At 49.9% G+C, this 21,555-nt stretch carries 26 protein-coding genes; all 26 read right to left on the bottom strand.

The window, feature by feature from the left end:
• Positions 1-6: 6 nt before the first annotated feature.
• Positions 7-1,098, bottom strand: coding sequence for a flagellar biosynthesis protein FlhB (flhB, locus tag JFN88_RS19495; protein ID WP_332908510.1), 1,092 nt, complete (start codon positions 1,096-1,098; stop codon positions 7-9).
• A gap of 15 nt (positions 1,099-1,113) precedes the next feature.
• Positions 1,114-1,905, bottom strand: coding sequence for a flagellar biosynthetic protein FliR (gene fliR, locus JFN88_RS19490; RefSeq protein WP_199020938.1), 792 nt, complete (start codon positions 1,903-1,905; stop codon positions 1,114-1,116).
• Between the two features lie 11 nt (positions 1,906-1,916).
• Positions 1,917-2,186 (bottom strand): flagellar biosynthesis protein FliQ, encoded by a 270-nt coding sequence (gene fliQ, locus JFN88_RS19485; RefSeq protein ID WP_199020937.1) that lies wholly within the window; start codon positions 2,184-2,186, stop codon positions 1,917-1,919.
• Positions 2,187-2,211: 25 nt separating this feature from the next.
• A complete protein-coding gene (fliP, locus tag JFN88_RS19480) occupies positions 2,212-2,970 on the bottom strand; it encodes a flagellar type III secretion system pore protein FliP (protein ID WP_199020936.1) in 759 nt (252 codons plus the stop codon).
• Positions 2,967-3,476 (bottom strand): flagellar biosynthetic protein FliO, encoded by a 510-nt coding sequence (locus JFN88_RS19475; RefSeq protein WP_199020935.1) that lies wholly within the window; start codon positions 3,474-3,476, stop codon positions 2,967-2,969. Before JFN88_RS19475 ends, fliP begins: the two co-directional genes overlap by 4 nt.
• A gap of 110 nt (positions 3,477-3,586) precedes the next feature.
• Positions 3,587-3,949 carry a response regulator gene (locus JFN88_RS19470; protein WP_199020934.1) on the bottom strand — a complete coding sequence of 121 codons (363 nt, stop codon included), beginning with the start codon at positions 3,947-3,949 and terminating at the stop codon, positions 3,587-3,589.
• A gap of 18 nt (positions 3,950-3,967) precedes the next feature.
• Positions 3,968-5,182, bottom strand: coding sequence for a flagellar motor switch phosphatase FliY (gene fliY, locus JFN88_RS19465; protein WP_199020933.1), 1,215 nt, complete (start codon positions 5,180-5,182; stop codon positions 3,968-3,970).
• The gene (gene fliM, locus JFN88_RS19460) at positions 5,172-6,173 is read right to left on the bottom strand and encodes a flagellar motor switch protein FliM (RefSeq protein ID WP_199020932.1); all 1,002 of its coding nucleotides are present in this window, start codon (positions 6,171-6,173) and stop codon (positions 5,172-5,174) included. Before fliM ends, fliY begins: the two co-directional genes overlap by 11 nt.
• Positions 6,174-6,204: 31 nt before the next feature.
• Positions 6,205-6,687, bottom strand: a complete 483-nt coding sequence (locus JFN88_RS19455) for a flagellar basal body-associated FliL family protein (RefSeq protein WP_199020931.1) — start codon at positions 6,685-6,687, stop codon at positions 6,205-6,207.
• The gene (locus JFN88_RS19450; protein ID WP_199020930.1) at positions 6,684-6,911 is read right to left on the bottom strand and encodes a flagellar FlbD family protein; all 228 of its coding nucleotides are present in this window, start codon (positions 6,909-6,911) and stop codon (positions 6,684-6,686) included. The genes JFN88_RS19455 and JFN88_RS19450 overlap by 4 nt, the downstream gene beginning before the upstream one ends.
• 75 nt (positions 6,912-6,986) lie before the next feature.
• Positions 6,987-7,808 (bottom strand): flagellar basal body rod protein FlgG, encoded by an 822-nt coding sequence (gene flgG / locus JFN88_RS19445; protein WP_199020929.1) that lies wholly within the window; start codon positions 7,806-7,808, stop codon positions 6,987-6,989.
• Positions 7,809-7,856: 48 nt separating this feature from the next.
• Positions 7,857-8,375, bottom strand: coding sequence for a flagellar hook capping FlgD N-terminal domain-containing protein (locus JFN88_RS19440; RefSeq protein WP_199020928.1), 519 nt, complete (start codon positions 8,373-8,375; stop codon positions 7,857-7,859).
• 18 nt (positions 8,376-8,393) lie between these two features.
• Complete coding sequence (locus JFN88_RS19435) at positions 8,394-9,800, bottom strand: flagellar hook-length control protein FliK (RefSeq protein ID WP_233168198.1); 1,407 nt, start codon at positions 9,798-9,800, stop codon at positions 8,394-8,396.
• 39 nt (positions 9,801-9,839) lie between these two features.
• On the bottom strand, positions 9,840-10,577 hold the full coding sequence (locus tag JFN88_RS19430; protein ID WP_199020926.1) for a MotE family protein: 738 nt from the start codon (positions 10,575-10,577) through the stop codon (positions 9,840-9,842).
• A gap of 78 nt (positions 10,578-10,655) precedes the next feature.
• Positions 10,656-11,108, bottom strand: a complete 453-nt coding sequence (gene fliJ / locus JFN88_RS19425; protein ID WP_199020925.1) for a flagellar export protein FliJ — start codon at positions 11,106-11,108, stop codon at positions 10,656-10,658.
• A gap of 8 nt (positions 11,109-11,116) precedes the next feature.
• Positions 11,117-12,436 (bottom strand): flagellar protein export ATPase FliI, encoded by a 1,320-nt coding sequence (gene fliI / locus JFN88_RS19420; RefSeq protein ID WP_199020924.1) that lies wholly within the window; start codon positions 12,434-12,436, stop codon positions 11,117-11,119.
• On the bottom strand, positions 12,423-13,265 hold the full coding sequence (locus JFN88_RS19415) for a FliH/SctL family protein (RefSeq protein ID WP_199020923.1): 843 nt from the start codon (positions 13,263-13,265) through the stop codon (positions 12,423-12,425). Before JFN88_RS19415 ends, fliI begins: the two co-directional genes overlap by 14 nt.
• Positions 13,258-14,259 (bottom strand): flagellar motor switch protein FliG, encoded by a 1,002-nt coding sequence (gene fliG, locus JFN88_RS19410; protein ID WP_199021324.1) that lies wholly within the window; start codon positions 14,257-14,259, stop codon positions 13,258-13,260. The genes JFN88_RS19415 and fliG overlap by 8 nt, the downstream gene beginning before the upstream one ends.
• 23 nt (positions 14,260-14,282) lie before the next feature.
• Positions 14,283-15,851: a flagellar basal-body MS-ring/collar protein FliF gene (gene fliF / locus JFN88_RS19405; RefSeq protein WP_199020922.1), complete on the bottom strand. Its 1,569-nt coding sequence runs from the start codon at positions 15,849-15,851 to the stop codon at positions 14,283-14,285.
• A gap of 45 nt (positions 15,852-15,896) precedes the next feature.
• Positions 15,897-16,148 carry a flagellar hook-basal body complex protein FliE gene (gene fliE, locus JFN88_RS19400; protein ID WP_233168193.1) on the bottom strand — a complete coding sequence of 84 codons (252 nt, stop codon included), beginning with the start codon at positions 16,146-16,148 and terminating at the stop codon, positions 15,897-15,899.
• 91 nt (positions 16,149-16,239) lie between these two features.
• Positions 16,240-16,692 carry a flagellar basal body rod protein FlgC gene (gene flgC, locus JFN88_RS19395; RefSeq protein ID WP_199020920.1) on the bottom strand — a complete coding sequence of 151 codons (453 nt, stop codon included), beginning with the start codon at positions 16,690-16,692 and terminating at the stop codon, positions 16,240-16,242.
• 2 nt (positions 16,693-16,694) lie between these two features.
• Positions 16,695-17,108 carry a flagellar basal body rod protein FlgB gene (gene flgB, locus JFN88_RS19390; protein WP_199020919.1) on the bottom strand — a complete coding sequence of 138 codons (414 nt, stop codon included), beginning with the start codon at positions 17,106-17,108 and terminating at the stop codon, positions 16,695-16,697.
• Between the two features lie 226 nt (positions 17,109-17,334).
• Positions 17,335-18,105, bottom strand: a complete 771-nt coding sequence (gene codY / locus JFN88_RS19385) for a GTP-sensing pleiotropic transcriptional regulator CodY (RefSeq protein WP_199020918.1) — start codon at positions 18,103-18,105, stop codon at positions 17,335-17,337.
• A 39-nt stretch (positions 18,106-18,144) separates the two neighbouring features.
• Entirely contained in the window at positions 18,145-19,536 is a 1,392-nt protein-coding gene (gene hslU, locus JFN88_RS19380) for an ATP-dependent protease ATPase subunit HslU (RefSeq protein ID WP_199020917.1), read from the bottom strand.
• Between the two features lie 35 nt (positions 19,537-19,571).
• Positions 19,572-20,114, bottom strand: coding sequence for an ATP-dependent protease subunit HslV (gene hslV / locus JFN88_RS19375; RefSeq protein ID WP_199020916.1), 543 nt, complete (start codon positions 20,112-20,114; stop codon positions 19,572-19,574).
• A gap of 37 nt (positions 20,115-20,151) precedes the next feature.
• Complete coding sequence (gene trmFO / locus JFN88_RS19370) at positions 20,152-21,510, bottom strand: FADH(2)-oxidizing methylenetetrahydrofolate--tRNA-(uracil(54)-C(5))-methyltransferase TrmFO (protein WP_332908523.1); 1,359 nt, start codon at positions 21,508-21,510, stop codon at positions 20,152-20,154.
• Between the last annotated feature and the right edge of the window lie 45 nt (positions 21,511-21,555).

Here is a 21,555-nt window from a genome sequence, read left to right as displayed (position 1 = left end):
AACATATCATTTCGTTTTACGTTTTAGCTTGTACACATAAGCAAGCACTTCGGCGACTGCCTGGAACAGATCGGCGGGGATGGTGTCTCCGATCTCAGCCCGTTCGTACAAGGCTCGGGCCAGTGGCTTGTTCTCTATCAGAACGATGCCGTTCTCCTTGGCAATCTCTCTGATTTTAAGCGCAACATAATCCATCCCTTTAGCTATAATTTCCGGCGCTTCCATCTCGGTACCATCGTAGCGCAAAGCAATCGCAAAGTGCGTCGGGTTCGTAATGACAACATCCGCCTTCGGGACCTCCTGCATCATCCGCTGCAATGCCATTTTGCGTTGGCGCTCCCGAATTCTGCCTTTGATGACCGGGTTTCCCTCCGTTTTTTTATATTCATCCTTCAGGTCCTGCTTGGACATCCGCAGTTTTTTTTCGAAGTCAAAACGCTGGTACATGTAATCCATGAGGGCCAGCACAACAAGCAGCGCGCCGATCTTGACCCCGAGTGACAACGTAATCGAGGCGGCAAAAGAGAAAATTTGCTCGATCGGAACAGAGCCAAGCGCCAGAATATGATCCTTTTCTCCCCAAAGCGTCATTCCGACAACAGTACCGATGATGACAAGCTTCAAGATACTTTTCAAAAACTCAACCAGCGAACGCATAGAGAAAATCTGCTTAAAGCCCTCAATCGGATTAATCTTGCTCAGTTTCATCATTAAAGGATGTCCGGTTAGCAAAAATCCGAATTGAATGTAATTGCCCAGTAACGCAACAACTATCGCGATGGCGAATAACGGGGCCAGCAGCAGCAGGCATTCGATGATCAGATTTTTGAAGAGAACCCCGACGTTGCCAATCGTAATTTCCATACTGAGCCGGGTTTCAAAGGTGCTGCCAAACATCCCGACCAGCCTCTCCTTGTAAAAGCCACCCAGCATCAGAAAGCTCATAAAGACGAAAAGCAGAATAAACGAGGCAGGCACTTCCATACTTTTGGCAACTTGGCCTTTTTTTCTGGATTCCTGCTTTTTCTTTGGCGTCGCTTTTTCTGTTTTCTCTTGGGAGAACATCTGTAAATCCAGCGACCAGCGATATGCTTGCACGAATAGAGCCTCCTTTTAAGAGGTCAATTGTTGTTGAAGACCGGCCAGCAGGTTCTCCATGGCGGCAAACATCTGCCCGAACAGATTCCCGATTAAGCCCGAGAAAGCTGGCATGAGCAAAGCGAGCATGAATAAGCCGATCAGAATTTTAAGCGGAATACCGATAACAAATACATTGAACTGCGGCGCTGTTCGGGCAAGAAAGCCCAGGCCGACATCCGTCAGGAACAAGGCAACTACTAAAGGCGCCGCAAGCTGGAGCGCCAGCATAAATACCTTGCTGAACGTGATGATCAGAAACTCACTGACTGACCCTTCATAAATCTGGTTAAACAGATTATTGGACAAAGGCAGCCAGTCATAGCTTTGCATAATTGCGCTGAGCAGATAATGATGCCCGTTCATGGACAGAAACATCAGCATTACAATGATAAACTTGAAATTGCCTAGCAACGGTACGGTTACACCGGATACCGGGTCCATTACGTTCGCCATTCCAAAGCCAATCTGCATATCGATAAAGCCCCCTGCAATCTGAACAGCCGTCACAAACATATAAGCGACAAAACCGAGCAGCAGACCGGCCAACACTTCCCGGATGACCATCAGCACATAACCTGCATCTATGACCAGCGTCTCATTGATGCCATAAACCAAGTAGACTAGCAGGGCTACAAAAAAACCTAGGCCAATCTTGAAAGGAGCCGGGACGTTGCGGGTTGAGAAGATTGGCGCAACGACGAAAAACGATGTGATTCGACAAAAGATAAGCAAAAAAATAGGGAATGCCTGTAGAATAACTTCCATGAATCCACGGCCTATCCGATATATTTATCCAAATTGTTAAGCAGATTATATGTAAAATCCACTATTGTGTTGAGTACCCAGGGGCCAAAGAGCAGCACAGCCAGCAAAACGGCCACAATTTTGGGTACAAAAGCTAGCGTCTGCTCCTGAATCTGTGTCGTTGCCTGGAATACACTGACGATCAGCCCTACAAGAAGTCCGAGTCCCAGCATGGGAGCACTTGCTTTCAACACAGTCCAGACAGCTTGCCCTGCCAAACCGATTATAAGATCCGAGCTCATAACATCGCTCCTTCCTCCTGATTAGCTAGTAGGTGTTGCTGAAGCCCTTCAGCAAGGATTGGATCACTAAATACCACCCGTCTACCAGTATAAAAAGAAGGATTTTGAACGGCAAGGATATCATAACCGGGGGCAGCATCATCATCCCCATTGCCATCAAAACGCTGGCCACGACCATATCAATAATCAAGAACGGGATAAAAATAATGAATCCCATGTTAAATGCGCTCTTTAACTCGCTTAGTGCATACGCAGGAACCAGTACCGATATCGGAATATCCTGAACGTTCGCAGGACTTTCCATCTTGGTATATTTCATAAAAAGCTGCAAATCTTTTGGCCTTGTATATGAAATCATATATTCCTTCATGGGCTCAGCGGCCTTGGACAGCGCTTCGGTTTGCGACATTTCCCGCTTTAAATACGGTTGCAGCGCAACTTCATTAACCTTTCCAAGCGTCGGCGCCATCACGAAGAACGTTAAAAATAGCGCGAGTCCGATAATCACCTGGTTAGGCGGCATCGTCGGCGTACCAAGTGACGTACGGACAAAACCAAGTACAATGACTATACGTGTAAAGCTCGTCATCAGCACCAGAATAGCTGGCGCAATACTTAGTACCGTGATGATGAGCAAAAGGGAAAGCGCGGAGGTTCCTGGCTGCTCCCCCCCATTGCCTATTTCGATATTGACGCTGGGCAGCGGCTCAGCAAAGGCCTGGGATGAGAGCAGCGGAACAACCAGCAGCAGAAGTAAAGTTAGTAAAGCTAGTTTCTTATTCATTCATCCCTCGACTGATTCATTGGATTAGCATGGTTTAACGTTTCCTGGATTTGTCGTTTGCGTTCTGTCTGGCGCTGCAGCTTGTCCTGCAGCATGCTCTCAAAAGAGACGGATCTGCTGCTCCAACTTTCTTCCGGGATATCGCTGCCTTCATTCCGTTTCCGGTATTTGCGAATCCATTCTGCTACCGACAGGTTTCCGCCCCCAAGCTGCGCTTCCATTTTGTCTATCACGATACGGGCTTCTTCAGGTGAATCGATCTTGTCGAGCAGCGTCACATCATCTCCGACACCGACAACATATACCTTGCCCGCCAGTTCTACAATCTGCAGCGATTTGTTCTGACCCAGCGCAACCCCGCCAAGTGTGCGGACAGAACGGTTCATACCGTAGCCTCTGCTGCGCTGGGATAGAAATTTTATAAAAATAACAATCAAGCCGATAACTAGTAAGAGAGCGATAATGACCCATACAAGATTGCCAAGCAAATTATCGTCCGGTTGCATTGGAGGCCCTTCATTATCTAATGAAGCGGCGACTGCACTTGAATTCCATAATGCAAGTCCTGCTCCAATGCAAACCGCAACCCGAGAGGTTCGGCCTCTGCGCATAGGAATTAACCTAAGGTTTTCTTGATTGCTTCAATAACACGGTCCGCCTGGAATGGCTTCACAATAAAGTCCTTGGCGCCGGCTTGAATCGCATCAATAACCATCGCTTGCTGTCCCATCGCAGAACACATAATTACTTTTGCATTAGGGTCGAGCTTTTTAATTTCTTTAAGGGCAGCGATGCCGTCCATTTCAGGCATCGTAATGTCCATCGTAATCAAGTCGGGCTTAAGCTCTTTGAATTTTTCTATCGCTTGAGTGCCATCCTGGCCCTCTCCTACTACCTCGTAGCCGTTTTTGGAGAGAATGTCCCGGATCATCATTCTCATAAATGCTGCATCGTCTACGATTAAAATACGGTTTGCCATTTGTTATTTTCCTCCCGGTTATTGAAGTTTCTGAATTCGATCCCACTGACTAACAATATCGGTAACCCTGACACCGAAGTTCTCATCAATAACAACAACCTCGCCTTTGGCAATGAGCTTGTTATTCACCAGAATATCGACCGGTTCACCTGCCAGCTTGTCCAGCTCAATTATGGAGCCTTGGGAAAGCTCAAGAATCTCCTTGATCTGTTTCTTTGTTCTTCCTAATTCTACCGTGACTTTTAGCGGTATGTCGAGCAATAAATTCAAGTTCGTGTCATCTGCCTGAGTGTAAGACGCGCTTTGGAAACCGGAGAATTGCACAGGCTGAACGTTCACATTCCGCCCCGGCATTGCCCCATATGTATTTGGACCTTGCGCATGCTGCGCCGGCGCCGGCGCAGCAAACAGCTGCTCTTGCGGCGATACAAAAGAAGGTACAGGCGGCTCCTGATAGGCAGCAGCAGGCGGCGCATAGCTTCGTTCCGGCTCTTCAAACACGGCTGCCTCCTGAGAGACTGGCTCGGATTCACCCGCCCCGCCTATCAAGGTGGCTACCATTTCCTTAGCGAAAGCTACCGGCAGAAGCTGCATGATCGTAGAATCGATCAGTTCGCCAATGCGAAGATCAAAAGAAATTTTGATAAAGACATCTACAGGAGGCAAATTGCCTACGCCTTCCCCGCTGTTCACATCCAAAATATTAATGCCTGGAGGCGAAATATTGACAAATCGATTGAAAATGGTAGACATTGAGGTAGCGGATGAGCCCATCATCTGGTTCATCGCTTCCTGCACGGCGCTGACATGAATTTCATTCAAACTTTCATCCTGGATCTCGCCTTCACCACCAAGCATCAAATCGGCGATAACCTGCGCATCCTTGGTCTTGATAACGAGCGAGTTAATGCCTTGAAAACCTTCCACGTAATGAACATGAACGGCAACATGCGGCTTAGGAAACTCGCGTTCGAGATCCTCTCTGCGGATGACCGAAACTTTCGGCGTTGTAATATCCACCTTTTTGCCCAGCAGGGTTGAGAGGGCAGTCGCTGCGCTCCCGAAGGTAATGTTACCAATCTCCCCAAGAGCATCGGACTCAATCGAGCTGATATAATTTTCAGGCTTGAATTCCTCTGTTTCCGCCGTTTTTTCGCTACTTTCCATTTCCCCCGCAGACTGACGAAGCAGAGCGTCAATTTCCTCCTGGGATAAATAATCTTTACTCGTCATTTTCTTCCTCTACTCCTTCGCTGACAATCTCGTCAATCTGCACGGCCAGCCGATCTTTTACCGAGCCGGGGCTGCCGATAAACTTTAATTTATCACCTACTTTAATATGCAGTCCTTCATCCAATGACCGATCTAGCGATATGACATCACCTACCGATAGTCCCAAAAATTCATGAATGGTTACACTAGACTGACCAAGTTCGGCGACAATATTCAACTTCGCACGGTTAACCCGCTGCTCCAACATCTCCTGCTCGCCGGGAGCTCTTGATTTTTTCTGGGATACAAACCAGTGATGGACGGACAATCTCGGCATGATCGGTTCAATTACGACATGCGGGATACACAGGTTAATCATGCCCGTTGTCTCTCCAATTTTAGTGCTCAGCGAGATCAGGGCAATCGTCTCATTGGGCGAAACTATCTGCATAAATTGCGGATTGGTCTCGAGTGCTTCCATTCGCGGTGAGATATCAATGACAGTCTTCCACGCTTCCTGCAGGCTCTCAAAAGCCCGGCTGAAAATACGTTCCATGACAGTGGTCTCGATTTCCGTCAGCGCGTTGATTTTTGAGGGAGCTGTTCCCTGACCGCCAAGGAGCCGGTCCAGCATCGCATACGCGACATTGGGATGCACCTCCAACACCATTCGGCCTTCCAGGGGCTCCGCTTCAAATATATTCAAAACCGTCATTTTCGGAATCGAACGGATAAACTCATCATAAGGAAGCTGCTCGACCTGAACGACATTGATTTGTACGAAAGTCCGAAGCTGAGCCGAGAAATACGTCGTCAGATAACGGGCAAAGTTTTCATGAATTCTGGTCAGGCTTCGAATATGGTCTTTAGAGAAGCGGACTGCACGCTTGAAATCATACGTACGTATTTTCTTCTGCGTCTCTTCCTTCTTGAGCTCCTCCGCATCCATCTCGCCGGAAGACAGAGCCGCTAAAAGCGCGTCGATTTCATTTTGCGATAATACATCAACCAATCCTCTCCCCCCTCTTTAAAAAAAGTAGCTGCTAGTATAACGGTTGTATCATAAACTCTATTACTTCTATGTTCACAAGCTTTCCAGTTGGAAGAACAGGATTGATTAGATTGATCAGTTTCGCGCTCATAGCATCTTTACCCTTGGAGCCATTCAGCTCTTCCGGCTTCAAATCAGACAGCACTCTCAAAATGATCGGCTTGATTTGAATATCTTTAATCTTATCAAAATCCTCCTTCGTCGATTTTTTATCGAGTTGGAATGCCAGTCCCATTACGGCGATATAACTGGGGTCAGCCAGATTCGTTTTGATATCCGACATGACGCTTGTCAATTCTACCCGTTTGTTGGCGCTTAATTTCTCTGCATGGACGCCATTCACGCTTTGCTTGGCATCCAATGCATCATTGCCGGAGCTTCCGTTGAAAAGTTGATTGAACAGGAAGACCGCAACAACTGCAATTAAAGTAATCGCCAGCAAAATTGTGATTATCCAAGGCAGCATTTTTTTCATGAAGAAGGTCCCTCCGTTTGTTCCATCCTAGTCCCCGCCGCAACTAGCCCAATCTGGCGAAGGTAATGTTGAATCCTTGAAGTAATCTCAGCTGCGCTTTCCAAAGCTACAATTTTTTTCCCCGTTGTCAGGGTTATCAGCGTATCCGGAACCTCCTCGATCGATTCAATCAGCAGCGCGTTAATGATAAGCTCTGTACCGTTTAACCGCGTCATTGCTATCATGGCTTACCCCCCAAGTTTTCAGTTCCGAGGAAGACACACAGCTTTCAGCCTTCCCCGGACCGATCAACTATTGAATTATCGTTTCAGGTTGACAACTTCTTGCAGAATCTCATCTGAAGTCGTAATAATCCTCGAATTGGACTGGAAACCGCGCTGGGCAACAATCATCTCGGTAAACTCCGAGGTCAGATCAACGTTGGACATTTCCAGGTGACCAGCAATGATAGCTCCTGTTCCCGCTTCGGCATTGTTAGCTTCCAAGTACTCAAACTCTCCCTCCGGGTTTGCGTTAGGAGTAAGCCGGTAGAGGTTGCCGCCGATTTTTTGTAGGCCGCCAGGGTTTACAACCTTGACGATGGCAATCCGGATATTGGTATCTTCACTGGACCCATCGGCATTAATTGCAATTATGGACCCGTTCTGAGAAATAGAGAACGCCGTTACAGCTTCATCCAGTACAATCGGCTCTCCGTCAGTGCTCAACAGGAACCCGCCGTCGCCATTGACAAGCTGGCGGTTGGCATCCAAACGAAAATCACCGGCACGCGTCAAATAAGGCGTTTCTTGTTCCTCTGTCGCACGTACGGCAAAAAATCCGTCACCGTCAATCCGCAAGTCTGTTGGAACATTTGTCGTCATATCACTGCCTGGCGTATGAATCACATCAATTGAACCGACTGTAACACCCAGCCCAACCTGTTTGGCATTGATACCGCCAGTCACTCCGTCTACAGGCGCTGTTACACCGGATACTGTCTGGCTCAAGATATCTTTGAACATGACACGACCAGCTTTGAAGCCTATTGTATTGACATTCGCCACGTTATTTCCGATTACATCCAGCTTGGTTTGAAAACCGCGCATTCCAGATACACCCGAATACATCGATCTTAACATGTACGAGTTCATCCTCTCTTAAACTGTAGTGTTTTGAAGCGTCCTTACCTAAGGTGAAGTTACATCATCGCTTTCTTCATCCGGCTGCGGAACTTCCTCCTCAGCCTCATTCTCCTCCGGAATATCACCCTCAGGAGCGGTTCTGATCGCAACAATATCATCCAGATTGACTTTGCTGTCCCCTGATATTGCGAACAGCTTCCCGTCCTTGATCGTAATGGAATCCACTACCCCGGTTTGCAACTTCGATGCGCCTTGGCTGTCATTCTCAATCCATTCAATCGTTTTGCCAATCATGCTTGATGCCGTTCCCAGACTGTTCCTCATCAGCTTCAGTTCACCTGACATCTTCATCAATTGCTCGACCGATGAGAACTGCGCCATCTGGGCAATAAAATCACGGTCCTGGAGCGGGTTCATCGGGTCTTGATGACGAATCTGGGCAATCAGAATCCGCAGGAATTCATCCTGTCCAAGGGTGTCCGCTTTTTCCTTGCTCGGCGCTGATCTAACATTGGCAACGTTATAATTGGGCCATACGTTTTTCGTCGGCAAGACCTCACTCAATCGTTATTCACCTCCGGTTCAAGCCATTGCATTAATGCCCTGTTCAAACTGTTCGCTCAGCTGTCTTAATTCTTGCTCGAAGCTGTCTTCGCTTGCAGGCTCAGATGCCTGTTCCTGTCTGCCCGGATTATGTTGTTGTCCAGAGCCTTGCTCCCGCCCGTTTTGGTACTGGCTGTGCCCTGATTGCGGCGTATGTGTCACTTCCAGACGCTCCACTTGGATTCCTTGGGCCTGCAGCGCTGCTCGGAGCTGAGACATCTGGTTTTCCAGCATTTCCTTGGCATTGTGACTATCTGTCACAAACAAAGCCGTAAGCTGGCCGTTTTGCAGCGTCAGCCTGATATTTACCTGACCGAGATGCTCAGGGAACAACGAGATCTTCGCCTCGGATATCCCTTTCAAACTTGTGAGCTGCATCTGCTTAAATAAGAAATTTTCCATTCTTTCGGCGAATCTCTCCACGGGAACCTTTGGCATCGACTCTACTTGCGGCGCTGCCGTCATCTGCGGCTTGAGCAAATCAGATACAGCTGCCGGGTTCGCACCTGCTGCACGCGAATCCGCTTCTTCTGCCGAAAGTAGGGAGTTTCCGTTCTGAATTGCCTGCTCAGAAGCCTGCTTCAATAACGGATGGAAGGACCCGCCAAGCCTTGCCAGCATTGTCTGGCTGGAGACATGTTGCGGGGCCAGAATCGTACCGCCGCGCAGATCAAGCTGTTGTTCTCCGGACGGCTCCGCGGCGCCTTGCCTGCCTGTTCCGGCAGCCAGTAATTGCTTCAGGGCATCCAGCTTATTTTCCATAAGCGGTACGAAGGCATCCTGCACCTGCTTTGGAAGACCTTGTTCCGCAACAGTACGAATTTGCTGAAGCAGTTCTTCAACCTTGGTCTTGGCAGCTTGCACGGCTGCAAGCGGCTGCGTTTGAACCAGCTGAACTTGTGGCTCCAGATCAGACACAAGCCCGCTTGCCTGCTCTGTCGACGGCTCTACTGCCACAGCAAGAGAAGCCTGCTCAGACAATGATTCCGGCAAATTGGAAGCCTGTCCTTGGTTTTCCTGTACCGGAAGCGGCAGGGTCATCATAATGGTATAGAGCAGTGCTTGCAGTTCTTCAGCCATCTCTTCCAGCTGAGCAGGGTCTGTGTCATCTCCAAGCTGGTCAAGCTGTTGGCGGATTTCATCTGCAAGCTGCAGCAGATTTTCCAATCCATCCTTGCTCGCTAAAGTCAATTCGCCGGGCAGCAGGGAGGCCAGAGTGCTTACATTCGCCGCTGTGCCTCCCGCTTGAGTTTCCCCGCCTTGAACGAATTGCACCAGCATCTGGGGAAAAGCCTGGACTTCGTTCGTGCCTCCAAGAGCGCCCGGTCTCGCTGATCCCGGTGTTGAAGATGTGGAGGCGATTAGCATCATTTGTCCTGCTGACATTTGCAATGTATTCACCTCCTTTCGGTAAATTAGAGGCTCCTACTGGTTTTTCGCCGGCTGAGAGGCCGGTGCATTAGCCTGCGTATTCGCTGTGTTGCCGCCTGTGCCGGCCAGCCGTTTCACTCTGGCTTGCAGCGCCGCAATTTGCTGATCTCGTACCGAAACCGAATCCTTCATCAGCATTGTGGCATCCGCCGCAATTTTCGGCGTCATCTTCTCCATTACTTTTGCCCGATCTTCAGTCCTCATGGCGTTTAAAATGAGCACCATCTCCGGAAGTTCCATATTTTGCAGGATCGGAGCAGCTTTGTTCGGGGCCATTTTAGTGTACATCGATGCCAAGTCTTTAATCTCGGCCGTATATTGCTCCCCGGTCAATTCAGGATTTTCAGCATTTTGAGTCAACTCATTCACTTTGGACTGAAGCTCCAAAATTTTCGCTTCCTGCGCGCTTTGCTCTCCAAGCACTCTGTTCAATTCCGCTTCTTTGACTGCAAGCTCGCTTTGGAGGTTCTTGACCTGCTCGCTGGCGGCTGCCGTTTTCTCGCCGGACTCTTCATTTGTATCTTCAGCCAGTTTTGCTTTAGCGGGCCCGTCAGGAAGCAATTTACCGACCAGCGGTATTTGATTCCCGACATCAAGCATCCTGCCCCGGATATCCGGGCTAAAAGCCGCGAGGATGACCGCCAGTAAAATGATTGTAAAGAGGAGCGGCGTAATGAAGAAAAGCAGCCTCTCAAATATGCTGTAACTTCTTTCTTCTTCCAAATCCGTCATGCGATCCCCCTCCGCTTGTCGTTGCTCCGGCGCACTTTCGAAACGAAGCTTTTGCCCGTCGAAGGACAGCAAAGCCGTTTACGCTTGCCGCACTGCCGTCTTGAAACGGACGGACGCAATTTCATCCAGTTCGTTCTGCTCTTTCAGCAGGATCATCTGGCTAAACCGGCCATTGGCATTTTCTTTAGCCTTCAGCCATACCTTCTCATCCATCATTTTCTCAGTGAGATAGCCTTTGCTGCGGTCCACTTCCATCTTAGCTGTCTTGACATCGCCCGATTTGCGGATGATGCATTCCTCCAGATGCTCCATATACTGCTGCATAACCCGAAGCTCTGACAAGACAACTAGATTGGCAGCGGCCTCCAGAAGCTGGTCCGCCCAATGCTGCTTCTCCTCCTCCAGTTGCTCCAGCGACTGCTCTTCAAGCTGAAGCTTGCCAACTGCGACGGACAACATCCATTCCGCCTGGGTCTTCTGGCTCGTTTTCAGATCAACAATCTTCTGGTAAGGATATCGGTACTTGCCCATTAGCCTGTTCATCTCCTGTAAAAGTCAATCATAAGACGCTGCTTTGCTTCCTCGAAATCTACTTTTTCCGTTGTCTTCTGCTGTGTAAAACCCCGTATCGCATCAATATATTCAATCGCCCGGTCGATCTCTGCGTTGGAGCCTGACTGATAGGCGCCGATATTAATCAAATCCTCTGAATCCCTGAAAGTGGCAAGGAGGCTTTTCAACTCATTGGCAGCATCCTGATGCTCCTCGGTCACAATCTCTTTCATGACGCGACTGACCGACTGCAACACATCAATTGCCGGAAAATGCCCCTTATGCGCCAAAGCACGGCTTAGGACGATATGTCCATCCAAAATCCCCCGGACTGCATCCGCTATCGGCTCATTCATATCGTCACCGTCGACAAGCACCGTATAAAATGCAGTGATAGAGCCTGTCGGCCCGGTCCCGGCTCTCTCCAGCAGCTTGGGCAGCTCCGCGAATACAGATGGCGTATATCCCCTTGTTGCTGGCGGCTCCCCGATCGCGAGTCCTACCTCGCGAAGCGCCATCGCATACCGTGTGACGGAATCCATCATCAGCATGACGTTAAGTCCGCGATCACGGAAATATTCCGCAATCGTCGTTGCAATGAGCGCCCCTTTCATCCGGATTAGAGCCGGCTGATCCGACGTGGCGACAATAACGACCGAGCGGGCCAAGCCTTCGGGACCCAGATCCTTCTCAATAAACTCCAGTACCTCGCGTCCCCGCTCCCCGATCAGCGCAATAACGTTGACATCTGCGGAAGTATTGCGTGCTATCATGCCGAGCAGCGTACTCTTTCCGACGCCTGACCCGGCAAAAATCCCTACCCGCTGCCCCTGTCCTACCGTCAGCAGTCCGTCAATAGCCCGGACGCCGATGCTTAACGGATCTTTGACCCTTGGACGCATCAGCGGGTTGCCCGGCTGGTTGTAAGTGGAGTAATGAGGCATCCGAGTCGGGATATGCGAGCCGTCAAGCGGCTGACCGAGCCCGTCCAGCACCTTGCCGAGCAGCTCGGAGCCGACTTGAATCGTCAGCGGCTTGCCCGTCCCCACAACATCGCATCCGGGACCAATGGCATGCAAGTCCCCGAGCGGCATCAAAATAACTTTGTTGTCACGGAAACCGACAACCTCCGCTTTTAGCGGTTTGGATGATTTCGCCGGATAAATGTAGCACAAATCGCCTACGCTCGCATCCGGGCCCTCCGATTCTACAATCAACCCGATGACTTGCGTCACCTTGCCGTTGACCCGAATCGGGTCAACCGTCCGCAAATGCTCGACATATCGCGCCGCGTCAAGTTTGCTCATCCGCACTCCTCCGCTCTTCACCCTGAATCGCAAGCTGAATCAGTTCCCGCTTGATTTCTTCAAGCTGCGTATCGATTCGGGCATCAATGCTTCCGTACATCGAGCGGATGACACAGCCATGTCCTTTGACGGATACATCAGGGAGAATTTGCAGCTCAGCCTGGGAGTCGATTACCAGTGAAAGCTCCTCCCGAGCCGCTTCCATGAAAGCAAGCTGGTCCGGCGCCACACAAAGAGCAATCATCCCCTGCTCTCTTCTGCGGGAGAGCGACTTCACAACCAGTTCCAGCGCCCAATCAGGCGCGGCAGTCAGCTGCTTCCCGATGATTTTCTCCGAGATCGCGCAGCTAAGCTCCACCAGGAAAGGCTCTGCCTCCTGAATAATTTCTTCCCGGCTTCTGTAAGCCTGTTCCAACAGCGCCTTGGCATCGTCAATGTGCTGCGCCCAATGCCTGCTGTTGTCTTCCTCGGCATGAACAAGTCCTTCCTGATAGCCCTGCTCGTACCCTTGCTTGCGGGAGCTCTCAGCCAGTTGCTCATCCTCGGAGCGACGTTCGCTCCACCATTGTTCGATCTGCTCCCTTGCCGCCTGCAGCATTTGCTCCGCTTCGGAATTCGCCTGTTCCAGCCGTTCTTTCGCATAGGATTCTGCATCCTCGATGATTTGATCTCTAAGTTGTCTGGTCTGCAGTTCCTCTTCTGTCGGCAAGTAATGATCCTCTGGTTGTTCGCTTTCCTGCTGAGCAGCAGAAACATAGCGTTTCTCCGTCTGGAGCTTCTTCAAATCCTCCATTGCAACGACATGGGCTGACTTGATCAGGTTAGACAATGATGTCGTCACCTCCGCCGCGAGCGATAATGATCTCTCCGGATTCCTCTAGTCTGCGAATGGTTGCCACAATGCGCGTCTGCGCTTCTTCTACATCGCGAAGCCGCACAGGGCCCATGAATTCCATCTCTTCTTTGAATGTCTCCGACATCCGCTTGGACATATTGCGGAAGATGGCTTCCCGCACTTCTTCGCTGGCCACCTTAAGCGCCAATTGAAGATCGGAACTTTCAATATCCCGGATAATCCGTTGAATTGAACGGTTGTCGATATTGACAATATCCTCAAATACAAACATCCGTTTCTTGATTTCCTCTGCAAGTTCAGGATCCTGGATTTCAAGAGAATCCAAAATCGTACGCTCTGTACCGCGATCGACGCCATTGAGGATTTGCACGATAGACTCGATTCCCCCAGCCGTAGTGTAATCCTGGGTCACGGTGGCGGAAAGCTTCTGTTCCAGCACACGCTCCACCTGTGCAATGACCTCCGGCGAAGTGCTGTCCATCAGCGCGATTCTGCGAGCTACATCAGCCTGCTTATCCTGCGGGAGGGAAGACAATATCGCCGATGACTGTTCAGACTGCAAATAGGACAATACGAGCGCAATAGTCTGGGAGTTTTCGTTTTGGATAAAGTTCAAAATCTGTGTCGGTTCTGCCTTTCTGGCAAAGTCAAACGGCCTGACCTGCAATGTGGCTGTAAGACGATTTAAAACCTCCATCGCCTTGCTTTCACCTAACGCCTTCTCCAAAATGGTTTTGGCATAAGCAATACCGCCTTGAGAGATATACTCCTGAGCCATGCAAATCTGATGAAAATCGGCAAGAATTATCTCCTTCTCGGCCGCGTCCACCTTGCGGACGTTGGCAATTTCCAGCGTCAGTTGCTCAATCTCCTCTTCTCTCAGATGCTTGAAGATTTGGGCCGATACCTCAGGCCCAAGCGTAATGAGAAGGATGGCTGCCTTCTGTCTGCCGGACAAACCCTGCATTGTCTTAACCAATACTTCCACCTCTATTCATCAACTAGCCATGTCCGCAGCAGATTGACAAATTCCTCCGGCTTACGTTTGGCAAGCTGCTCCAACTGCTTGCGAACCTGACTCTCATTCGTCTCAATGTCAAGATCGATTGTCGGATATTCGACCTTAGGCTGCTCCAGAAGCTCTTCTTCTTCAAAGTTTACTTGATTGCGACGACGGTTAATAAGATATACGACTCCTCCGCCTACGAGCAGGGCAGCCAGACCAATTCCAGCCAGCCACGGCCATGACAAGCCACTGGCAGCGGTGGTTTCTTCAGATCCCACATAAGATTGCGCAAAAATTGAAACCTTTTTGGCCATCAATACGTCATCATTAATATTCTGTCCCGAATCCGAGAGCTGTGCTCTGACGAAAGGAATCAGATAATTGGAGATTTCCTGTCTTTGCTCATCGGTCAGCTGTGCTGCTTCAATCCCGACGCTTACGGATAAGTCCTTGACTACAAACGGACCGGACACAATATTATTCGTGATACGGCTTATATCATAGTTAGTCGTACGGGAAGCTTCATCGCTGCTGCTCGTCCGACCATCTGTTCCCTGGTACCCCGGAACATCGGTTTCACCTGTCCCAACCACGCCGCCTGCAGGGGCATCTGCGCCTGTTGACGAACGACTTGATTCCGTTTCGCTAATGATAATTCCGCGGTTGTCGTTGTTCTCGAGCGGTTGAACGAGCGTTTGTGTCGAATTTTTCTGATCAAAGTTCAATGTCGCTGCCACACTAATGACAACCTTGTCCGCCCCGTAAAAGCGTCCCAAAAACTCTTTAATGCTCTTGCGAACTTCTTCTTTGAATTTTCGTTCAATCTGAAATTGCGTATCCACCGGCTGAGCCACCATGCCGTTACCGGTCAGTTTGCTTGAAGCAAACAGCTCGGATTGCTGGCTGGAGATCGTAATATCCTCAATCGCCAAGTTAGGAATCGCCGTCTTGACCAGGTTATAGTACCCGTCGATCGCTTCCTGTGTTGGCCGATAGCCCGGCTTGAATGTCAACACAACAGAGGCTGAGGACGGCTCTTTGCCATTTGCATTGATAAATACGCTTTCCTCAGGCAAATTAATGAGCACATTGGATTTTTGAATGCCTTGCATGCTGTTTAGCATCCGCTGAATTTCACCATTCAGCGCGTTGCGGTACATCACGTTAAACTCGTTATCTGTCCGACCAAAGGCTGAAGAGCCCTGGCCAAAAGCATCAAAACCGATCGAACCATTCTGAACGAGGCCTTGAGAACCTATATCCACTCTAACCTTGGCTGCGCTGGCTGCCGGAACCGATATCGTTGTCCCCCCGGAACCAAGCTTGTACTCGATTTTGTTGCTCTCCAGATATTGTGTGATCGAAGCTGCATCAGCCGCATCCAAATCCTGGAACACCAATTCATACTCCGTTCGCGAAAAAATCAGAACCAGCAACACAATGCTGATGATAAAAAAGCCAAATGTTGCGCCAAACAGCATTCTCCTGGTTCTGCTCAACTGCTTCCAATACTGGGTAATGCGGTCCCTGTATTGGGTAACCTTTTCGTTCACAATTTCACCCCACCCAGCTGATCGCCGTATTGTATGCTGCGATTATTAGATCTGCATCCGCATCATTTCCTGATAAGCCTCTACGACTTTGTTGCGGATTTGGGCGGTAAGCTGCAAGCTGAGCTGTGCTTGCTCAGATACAATCATGACTTCCGACACATCTGCCTGTCCGATAATAAACCTGTCTGTTACTCTATGTACGGCCTTCTCCTGTTCACTAACCCCATCGATCGCTTTTTTCAGGTAATCTCCGAAGCTAGCTGTGACTTCAGCCGGCGTGCTCTCGTTCTTCCTCATTTCATTAGCTGCGTTTAATGCAGAGGAGAAGGGGCTTAGGCCTGCTTTCACATTCTCAATCACGAATAATCCCTCCGAATCTTGTTGTCAGTTATTTTCCAATCTCCAAGGCTTTGGTCAACATCGCTTTTGTCGCATTCAGCGCAGTTACATTCGCCTCATAAGCGCGAGTTGCCGATATCATATCGACCATTTCCTTGAGAATATCCACGTTCGGCAATTTGACATACCCGTCGGCGTCAGCATCAGGATGGGTCGGATTGTACAACAGTTTTGGCGGTGTCCGGTCCTCCATAACTTGCGTGACTTTCACCCCGCCTTGGGCCTTGCTTCCTCCATCGATTTCCCCTCTTAACGTGTCCGCAAAGGAAGGACGAATCGGCTCCATGACTGTCAGCTTGCGTGAATATGGTTCAAACTGCCCATTCACTACTTTGCCCCTGGTTGTCTCCGCATTGGCAATGTTTGAGGAAATCACATCCATTCTAAATCTTTGGGCCGTCAAGGCCGAAGCGCTGGCGTCAAATCCATTCGATAGTCTCATTGTCAGCTTCTCCCTTCAATGGCTGTCCGGATCATTTTGATGTCATGGCTGACTTGATGTATAAGCACGTTGTAACGAAGCTGGTTTTTGGCAAGCAGCGACATTTCCCGGTCAATATCGACGTTGTTCACGTTGTTATTCATGACCGAAGCTTCATCCGTCTCTACTCCTATTTTGAGAGGACCCGTCTGTCCGCCAGATCCCATGTGCTTGGGATTCGTCCGTTTCAATGGTAGATTAGCCCCATCCGATTTGCCCAATTCCTGCTCAAGATACTTTTCAAATACGACCTCAGAACGTTTGAAATGGGGTGTATCCACATTTGCCACATTGTTGGAAATAACCTGCTGGCGTAATTCGGCCGCTCGTACTGCTCCATTCAATCTTTCAAAATTAGAACCGTTTAATAATTTCACGGGCAAGCCTCGCTCTCTCTGCAATTCCTTATTATCCCTTGTAATAATTCAACACATTAACCCACTTTCCTTCTCCCTTCGACAAAATATTATGAAAAAAATGAGAGCAAAATGTCGAATTTTCACCTCATCATTTATGTTCCATAATTTTGAATTCTTTAACAATAAGCAAAAAGCCCTATCTTTATGTGAAGATAGGGCGTTCAAGGGAAAATAGACCCGTTTTTCAAGCTTTTATTTTTGCAAGCTCCTGCATGAGCTGTACATTTAATATTTTGATGTAGGTTCCTTTCATTCCGAGGGAACGAGTCTCAATGACACCCGCACTCTCGAGCTTCCGCAGCGCATTGACAATAACTGATCGGGTAATGCCGACACGGTCGGCCACCTTGGAAGCAACCAGAAGACCTTCTTTTTCTCCCAACTCTTCGAAAATATGCTCCACTGCCTCCAACTCACTGAAGGAAAGCGAATTGACGGCTACCGTCACAGCGGCCCGGCTCCGCGCCTCCAGCTCAATCTCTTCCGCGCGCTCGCGCAAAATCTCCATCCCGACAATGGTGGAACCGTATTCCGCCAGAATCAGATCACTGTCATCGAAGATGCCCTCGGCGCGTGTCAATATAAGCGTTCCGAGCCGGTCTCCCCCGCCTTGAATGGGAACAACGGTCATTACACCATGTTTCGAAATTTCAGGGAATACTTGAGCAATCCCTGTCTCAGGGACAACATTGGTCACCGTTTCCTGCACGGACAAGAACCGTTCGTTGCTTTCCTGGGGGAACCTCGCATCAGCAGTTGAAGCCGACTTCAGCTTTTCATGCTCCCAGACCCCGGCTGCCGCGCAACCTAGAATTTTGCCTCTGCGGCTGACCACAAATACATCCGCCTGAATGGTAGAGCATAGAACTTCTGCCATTTCTCTGAAATTTAACGCCTTACCGGCAGCCCGCTGGAGCAACCGATTCAATGTTCGTGTTTTTGCAAGCAAGGTCATACCAAATCCTCCTACTACTCTTTCCAGGGACACCATCCACTATAATATATATTGGCTCAAATCACGGTTTTGCGCAATATCCCCGACCTTGTCCCGTACATATTCCGGCGTAATCGTCATCTGCTCAAGATTCAAGTCCGGCGCTTCGAACGAAAGGTCCTCCAGCAGCTTCTCCAGTATCGTATGGAGTCTGCGGGCGCCAATATTTTCTGTATTCCGGTTCACATCTGCAGCAATGCCGGCGATTTCCCGTATGGCGTCTTCTGAAAACTCTATGGTAATGCCCTCGGTTTCGAGCAAGGCGGAATACTGCTTGGTCAACGCATTTTTAGGCTCGGTCAAAATTTTCACGAAATCTTCCAGGGACAAGTCACTCAGCTCCACCCGGATCGGAAAGCGGCCCTGAAGCTCGGGAATTAGATCCGACGGTTTAGCAATATGGAAAGCGCCTGCTGCAATAAACAGTACAAAATCGGTTTTCACCGGACCATACTTCGTCATAACAGTAGATCCCTCTACGATCGGCAAAATATCGCGCTGTACGCCTTCACGGGACACATCCGGTCCTGAACCGCGGGATGGGCTGGCAATTTTATCGATTTCATCAATGAAAATCATGCCCGACTGTTCGGCGCGATTCACAGACTCCTGGATGACATCATCCATATCGATCAGCTTGTTTGCTTCCTCCTGGGTCAGCACCTTGCGCGCTTCCTTCACCGTCAGCTTGCGCTTCTTGAACCGCTTGGGCATGAGCTGGCCGAACATCTCTTGCATGTTCATGCCGATTCCCTCTGCTCCTTGGCCGGAGAGCATGTCAAGCATGTTCGGGGCATTATCCTCCACTTCAATCTCCACAAGTTCGGATTCCAGCTGACCGGCTTCCAGCTGCCACTTGACCTGTCTTCTGCGCTCAATAACTGAACTGTCCGTCTCCGGTTCTTCCTGCTCCGGCTGCTGCTGGCCAAAGATCATCTCCAGCGGGTTGCGCTGGGACTTGGACTTCTTCTCCGAAGGCACCAGAAGCGAGACCAGCCTTTCATTAGCCAGCTTCTCCGCCTTGTCCTTGACCGCCTCTGTCTTCTCCGCCTTGACCATGCGAATTGCCGTTTCAACCAGGTCGCGCACCATCGACTCCACATCGCGGCCCACATAACCAACCTCTGTAAACTTCGTCGCTTCCACTTTGACGAACGGGGCATTGACCAGCTTGGCAAGTCTGCGGGCGATCTCGGTTTTTCCGACACCTGTCGGCCCAATCATCAAAATATTTTTAGGCATAATTTCATCACGCAGCGATTCTTCCAGCCGGCTGCGGCGATAGCGGTTTCTTAGAGCGATAGCCACTGACCGTTTGGCCAGCTTTTGGCCGACAATGTATTTGTCCAGCTCCGCCACAATCTGACGCGGCGTCAACGCTTCATTTCCCATCCAGCATCCCTCCGTATTAGCTCCGGCTCTTAAAATTATATTTCTTCAACAATAATGTTATGGTTGGTATAGACGCAAATTTCGGCCGCAATCTCCAGCGATGCTCTGGCTACTTCCCTCGCCTCCATGTCTGTGGCATGACGTTTGAGCGCCCGCGCGGCGGACATGGCAAAACTGCCTCCCGAGCCAATCGCCAAGATTCCGTCATCCGGTTCAATAATTTCTCCGTTGCCGGAAATAAGCAGCATGCCTGAGGCATCCATGACGATCATCATCGCTTCCAGTCTTCTGAGCACACGGTCCGAGCGCCAATCCTTGGCCATCTCCACTGCAGCCCGCTGCAAATTGCCGTGATGCTCCTCCAGCTTGCCTTCAAACTTTTCAAACAGTGTAATGGCATCTGCCACAGAACCGGCAAAACCTGCCACAACCTGACCGCGGTACAATCGGCGCACTTTCTTCGCGGAATGTTTCATGACCATGCTGTTGCCAAAGGTCACCTGGCCGTCTCCGGCAATTGCGCCTTTGCCGTTGCAGCGCACGGCGCAAATCGTGGTGGCGTGAAATTGCATTTCCATCTCTATTCCTCCCTTGTTCAGCTACCTAGCCTCCATGCTAAACATTCGAGCCAAGACCGAGCTGTTCTGCCTTGAATCCCTGAAGCATTTGCAGCGCACGGCCTGCGATCGCTTCATTTTTTTCCTTCTTGTTGCGAATTTTGGAGCCAAGCGGCGGGAACAGGCCAAAGTTGGCGTTCATCGGCTGAAAATGCTTGAAGTCCGCAGTTGTAATATATTCTGCCATGCTGCCGAGCGTCGTCTCTGCGGGGAAAACTACAGGCTCTAGCCCCTTTGCCAGGCGACCGGCGTTAAGACCTGCTATAAGTCCGGAAGCTGCCGATTCCACATATCCTTCAACGCCCGTCATTTGCCCTGCAAAGAACAAGTTGTTGCGCTCCTTGAATTGATACGTCGGGTTTAACAGTTTCGGAGAATTGATAAATGTATTGCGGTGCATAACGCCATAACGAACAAACTCCGCATTCTCAAGACCCGGGATCAGCGAAAATACTTTCTTCTGCTCTCCCCATTTCAGATGCGTCTGAAAGCCGACCAGGTTGTACAACGTACCTGCCGCATTATCCTGTCTGAGCTGGACAACCGCGTAAGGCAGCTTGCCGGTATGCGGATTGATTAAACCTACGGGCTTCATCGCACCAAACAACAGCGTCTGCTTGCCGCGGCTGGCAATGACCTCGACTGGCATACAGCCTTCAAAATAAATTTCCTTTTCGAATTCTTTCAATTCGGCCTTTTCAGCGGTAACGAGCGCTTCATAGAATGCCTCAAATTCCTCCTCGGTCATCGGGCAATTCAAATAGGCGGCTTCTCCCTTGTCGTAACGGGACGCCAAATACACCTTGCTCATATCAATAGAATCCTTCTCAACAATCGGCGCCGCGGCATCATAGAAGTAAAAGTATTCCTCGCCCATCAAATCGCGGATTTGCTGCGACAGCGCCGGAGAAGTGAGCGGACCGGTAGCAATGACGACAATACCGTCCTGCGGAATCTCGGTTACTTCCTCTGTACGAACATCAACTAGCGGATGCTCGCTCAGCGAAGTCGTAACTTCGGCGGAAAAGCCGTCACGGTCAACTGCAAGCGCCCCGCCTGCCGGAACGGCGTGTTTATCAGCGCTGCCCAGTATTAGCGATCCGAGCTGGCGCATCTCCTCCTTCAATACGCCTACCGCATTGGTCAAGCCATTGGCACGTAGACTGTTGCTGCATACAAGCTCTGCAAATTTGTCGGTATGGTGCGCAGGGGTGCGCGTGGCTGGCCTCATCTCATACAAAGTGACCGGAACGCCTTGGGAAGCGATTTGCCAGGCGGCCTCGCTTCCCGCCAGCCCGGCGCCAATTACGGTTACTTTCTTTTGCTCTGTCAAATTATGTTCTCCTGCCTTTCTGATGCTCCGAAAATGTCAATCCCTGTCCGCATACGAGGCAAACAGGGC

Origin of the sequence: Paenibacillus roseus, assembly GCF_016424485.1 — a bacterium.
Taxonomy (GTDB): Bacteria; Bacillota; Bacilli; order Paenibacillales; family Paenibacillaceae; genus Paenibacillus_D; species Paenibacillus_D roseus.
This window is presented reverse-complemented; position numbering and strand designations above follow the sequence as displayed.

Bases quoted from the DNA above. Each gene is read 5' to 3' on its own strand.
- fliR (WP_199020938.1), bottom strand. From the start codon at position 1,905: ATGGAAGTTATTCTACAGGCATTCCCTATTTTTTTGCTTATCTTTTGT.
- JFN88_RS19435 (WP_233168198.1), bottom strand. From the start codon at position 9,800: ATGTCAGCAGGACAAATGATGCTAATCGCCTCCACATCTTCAACACCG.
- JFN88_RS19450 (WP_199020930.1), bottom strand. From the start codon at position 6,911: ATGATAGCAATGACGCGGTTAAACGGTACAGAGCTTATCATTAACGCG.
- flgG (WP_199020929.1), bottom strand. From the start codon at position 7,808: ATGTTAAGATCGATGTATTCGGGTGTATCTGGAATGCGCGGTTTTCAA.
- JFN88_RS19475 (WP_199020935.1), bottom strand. From the start codon at position 3,476: ATGCAACCGGACGATAATTTGCTTGGCAATCTTGTATGGGTCATTATC.
- fliP (WP_199020936.1), bottom strand. From the start codon at position 2,970: ATGAATAAGAAACTAGCTTTACTAACTTTACTTCTGCTGCTGGTTGTT.
- JFN88_RS19455 (WP_199020931.1), bottom strand. From the start codon at position 6,687: ATGAAAAAAATGCTGCCTTGGATAATCACAATTTTGCTGGCGATTACT.
- fliG (WP_199021324.1), bottom strand. From the start codon at position 14,259: ATGCAGGGTTTGTCCGGCAGACAGAAGGCAGCCATCCTTCTCATTACG.
- codY (WP_199020918.1), bottom strand. From the start codon at position 18,105: ATGACCTTGCTTGCAAAAACACGAACATTGAATCGGTTGCTCCAGCGG.
- fliJ (WP_199020925.1), bottom strand. From the start codon at position 11,108: ATGGGCAAGTACCGATATCCTTACCAGAAGATTGTTGATCTGAAAACG.
- fliE (WP_233168193.1), bottom strand. From the start codon at position 16,148: ATGAGGAAGAACGAGAGCACGCCGGCTGAAGTCACAGCTAGCTTCGGA.
- JFN88_RS19470 (WP_199020934.1), bottom strand. From the start codon at position 3,949: ATGGCAAACCGTATTTTAATCGTAGACGATGCAGCATTTATGAGAATG.
- fliI (WP_199020924.1), bottom strand. From the start codon at position 12,436: ATGAGCAAACTTGACGCGGCGCGATATGTCGAGCATTTGCGGACGGTT.
- flgC (WP_199020920.1), bottom strand. From the start codon at position 16,692: ATGAGACTATCGAATGGATTTGACGCCAGCGCTTCGGCCTTGACGGCC.
- hslV (WP_199020916.1), bottom strand. From the start codon at position 20,114: ATGGAAATGCAATTTCACGCCACCACGATTTGCGCCGTGCGCTGCAAC.
- hslU (WP_199020917.1), bottom strand. From the start codon at position 19,536: ATGGGAAATGAAGCGTTGACGCCGCGTCAGATTGTGGCGGAGCTGGAC.
- JFN88_RS19430 (WP_199020926.1), bottom strand. From the start codon at position 10,577: ATGACGGATTTGGAAGAAGAAAGAAGTTACAGCATATTTGAGAGGCTG.
- fliY (WP_199020933.1), bottom strand. From the start codon at position 5,182: ATGACGAGTAAAGATTATTTATCCCAGGAGGAAATTGACGCTCTGCTT.
- fliQ (WP_199020937.1), bottom strand. From the start codon at position 2,186: ATGAGCTCGGATCTTATAATCGGTTTGGCAGGGCAAGCTGTCTGGACT.